This window comes from Streptomyces mutomycini (assembly GCF_001700505.1).
GTDB classification, from domain to species: domain Bacteria; phylum Actinomycetota; class Actinomycetes; order Streptomycetales; family Streptomycetaceae; genus Streptomyces; species Streptomyces mutomycini.
Map to the genome: position 1 here is coordinate 1 of NZ_MAPV01000277.1, position 3,190 is coordinate 3,190.

A 3,190-nucleotide genomic window follows, 5' to 3' on the forward strand; every position below is an offset into this window, starting at 1 on the left:
TACGCACGAGCGACCACCTCCACCGCGCCCCTCGCCGCGTACACGCAGGAGACGTCGCCGCTGCTCCCCACCCCGCGCACCCCGCACGTCCTCTACGGCGCCTCCGCCACCCGCCGGCCGGCGGTCGTCCAGGCCATCCGGGAAGCTGAAGGCCCCGCCCTCGTCGTGGCCTCGGACCCCACTGTCTGGGCCGAGACCAAGGACGCCCGCAGCAAGCTCGGCCCCGTCCTCGTCTACGACCCGGGCCACCTCTGCGACACCCCGGCCCGCCTCCACTGGTCACCCGTCGCGGGCTGCGAGGACCCCGCCATCTCGGCCTCCCGGGCTGCCGCGCTCCTCACCCCCGTACGCCCCCCTGCCAGGATCGACGCGGCCGTCGCCGACACCGCACAGACCCTGCTCCAGTGCTGGCTGCACGCCGCGGCCGTGGACGGCCGCCCCCTCCGCCAGGTCCACCGCTGGGCCTCCGGCGCAGGCAGCCACGAGCCGGTGCGCCTGCTCCGTACGCACCCCAAGGCAGCCTCCGGGCACGCCGGGCTCCTGGAGTCCGCGCTCACGGCATACCCCGAACGCCGGGACATGGCACAGGAACTGACCGTACGAGCCTTTTCCGCCCTCTCCTCGGTCCACATCCGCGAGGCGTGCACCCCCAATCGAGCCGATGCGCTCGCACTGGATTCTTTTGCACGTGAAGGGGGAACGCTCTATGTGGTCGGTGAACCCATCGAGGATCCCCGCCACCACCCCGGTGCGATGCCCCTGCTCACCGCACTCGCCTCGCACGTGGTCGAGCACGGCCGCCGCATGGCCGTACGGTCAACCGACGGTCGGCTCGACCCACCAATGACGCTCGTCCTCGACGACGTCGCAGCAGTGGCTCCGCTTCCCGAGCTCCCCCGGCTGCTGTCCGCCGGCCAGGGCCAGGGAATGGCCACCCTGGCCCTGCTCCGCTCCGAGGAACAGGCCCGTGCCCGCTGGCGGGAACGCCTGCCCACGCCCTGACCGCACCCGCTGCCTCGCCCGCCCCGCTTCTAACGGCGGATCTCGAACTCCAGCTCCAGGGCCGCCGGATCACCCTCCATCGGCAGCGTCCTCCCGGTCGGGACGAAGCCGATCCTGCGGTACGAGGCCGCAGCCCGCCCGTTCCTCTCGTGCACGTAGAGCCGTACCCGCCGCAGTGGCGGCCCGGCCACCGACCAGGACCAGTCGATCGCCTCACGGAACAGCGCGTCCACCACCCCACGCCCCCGGTGCCCCGGCCTGACGAACACCCCTACCAGATGGGCCTGATCGACCTCGGCGGCCTCCCCGAAACCGGGTTCGCCCGCCGGCCGCTCCACGAGCACCGTCACCGTTCCCGCCCACTGGCCTTCGGACGCCTCCGCGATGAACTGCCGGCTGTGATCCCCCGCCGCGGCGCCCGCCGTCCGCTCCTGCCAGAACACATCGGGCTTGGTCAGCGCCTGCTCGTACGTCTCGAGAAAGGCGATCGGGGCAGCCGGGTCCCGCAGGGCCACGAGCCGGATCTCCCTGGCCCGCCGCCACTCCCCGGCCCGCACCGCACGCACGACGTAGTCCATCAGCCGATCGTGCCCTGCCGCCCCCACCACAGCAAACGAGATTCGCCGGGCTGTCAGCCGTCCAGCCGCAGAGCATTCTTGGCATGCTCGACGGATATGCCTCGGCGGCGGGACCACCGGGGCTCTCGGTCGCCAGGGACTGGTTCAGAGCGACGAAGCCGCAGGTAGCCGGCGAGTGCGCCTACGCCAGCGGTCCGGTACGGGGGTGATCAGATGCGCACCGCGGCCTGGTAGCTGCCGATGGTGCTCATCGACTCGTAGCGGACATTGGTACCTGGGTACGGGGCGTGCAGCACGGTGTTGTTGCCCGCATAGAGACCCACGTGCGAGGTGTTGCTGAAGAAGACGAGGTCGCCCGGCTTCAGCTGGCTGCGGGCGATGCGGGTGCCCTGGTTTATCTGAGTGAACGTGGTACGGGTGATCTGGGCACCGGCCTGGGCATAGGCCCACATGGTCAGCCCCGAACAGTCGAAGGAGTCGGGACCCGTGGCGGTTCGGACATAGGGCTTGCCCACCCGTGTGTGGGCGGCCTGGAGGGCTGCGGCACCCAGGGCGGACGCGGGGACCTCCTTGCCCAGCTCGACAGCCTCGTTACCGGAAGATCCGCTGCCCAGGTCGACCCGCTCACCGGCGGCGCGGGTGGCGCGCTGCTCCTCCTCCTCGGCCATCTTGGCCCGTTCTGCGGCAGTGAGGGTGTTCAGCAGCTTCTGGGCTTCGGCGAGCTTGCCCTGGAACTTCTGCTTGTTCGTGCCGAGCGTCTTGCGTACGGCGTCAAGGTCGCTGAGCTTGCCCTGCGCCTCCTTGCGCTGCTGCGCGAGGGCGCGCTGCTTCGCCTGGATCTTCTGCAGCGACTCGGCCTGCTTGGCCGTCAACTGGTCGAGAGCGGACGCCTGCTCGAGGAAGCTGTCCGGGTCCGAGGAGAGCAGCAGCTGGACCGACGGGTCGAGACCACCGGAGCGGTACTGCGCAGTGGCGAACGAACCGAGCTGCCCACGCAGGGTGTTGAGCTCGTCCTGGCCACGGGCGACCTTGTCCTGGAGCGCGTCGGCCTGCTTCTTGAGCTTGTCCTGCTGCTCCTTGGCCCCGTTGTACTTCTCGGTGGCGACCTCGGCCTCGTGGTAGAGCTTGTCGACCTTCGCCTTGACCTCGCTCTTGGTCGGCTTGGGGTCGGCGTGGGCGGCCTGGGAGGTCAGGGCCACGGCTGCTGCGGCGGTCGCGGAGAGCACGGTCACACGGGTGCGGCTCGGCTGCTTGGGACGACGGTGGGACGCCACGAAGGAAAGCTCCTTCTTCCTCGAGCCGCCTACCGGGTTGCGGGATACGAACAAATCCCGGCTCCGTGCACGTCACGGACTCGGCGGTTCCTTCACTGCCACCCCTGATGGGTGATCGGTCGCGCGAAGGTTCGAATCCTGACCCTAGTGACCATCCTGTGAAGAGTTCAATCCTCAACGGACGAATGTCGACACACAAGGGACTTCCTTTACTCACGACGCACGCCGCGTAGCGAGAACCTGACGGTGCGTCGGCACTTCCCATGGGTGGCCGGCGGCTCGCGCGGCCCCAGGCCGTCGCCAACCGGCGGGAGTCGTGAACGCAGAAAAGCCCCG

The 3,190-nt window shown here is 69.9% G+C and carries 3 protein-coding genes; 1 reads left to right on the forward strand and 2 read right to left on the reverse strand.

Annotated elements, in window-relative coordinates; genetic code table 11:
* On the forward strand, positions 1-1,002 hold a 1,002-nt coding region (locus BFF76_RS29275), incomplete at its 5' end, for a type IV secretory system conjugative DNA transfer family protein (protein WP_244167368.1).
* A 29-nt stretch (positions 1,003-1,031) separates the two neighbouring features.
* Here the strand turns inward: BFF76_RS29275 and BFF76_RS29280 are convergent.
* Together BFF76_RS29280 and BFF76_RS29285 are read right to left on the reverse strand one after the other, a co-directional pair.
* Entirely contained in the window at positions 1,032-1,580 is a 549-nt protein-coding gene (locus tag BFF76_RS29280) for a GNAT family N-acetyltransferase (protein ID WP_065849432.1), read from the reverse strand.
* Positions 1,581-1,789: 209 nt separating this feature from the next.
* Positions 1,790-2,854, reverse strand: coding sequence for a C40 family peptidase (locus BFF76_RS29285; RefSeq protein WP_065849433.1), 1,065 nt, complete (start codon positions 2,852-2,854; stop codon positions 1,790-1,792).
* Positions 2,855-3,190: the final 336 nt, after the last annotated feature.

Excerpts from the sequence above, each read along its gene's own strand:
- BFF76_RS29280 (WP_065849432.1), bottom strand. The coding sequence starts at position 1,580 with ATGGACTACGTCGTGCGTGCGGTGCGGGCCGGGGAGTGGCGGCGGGCC.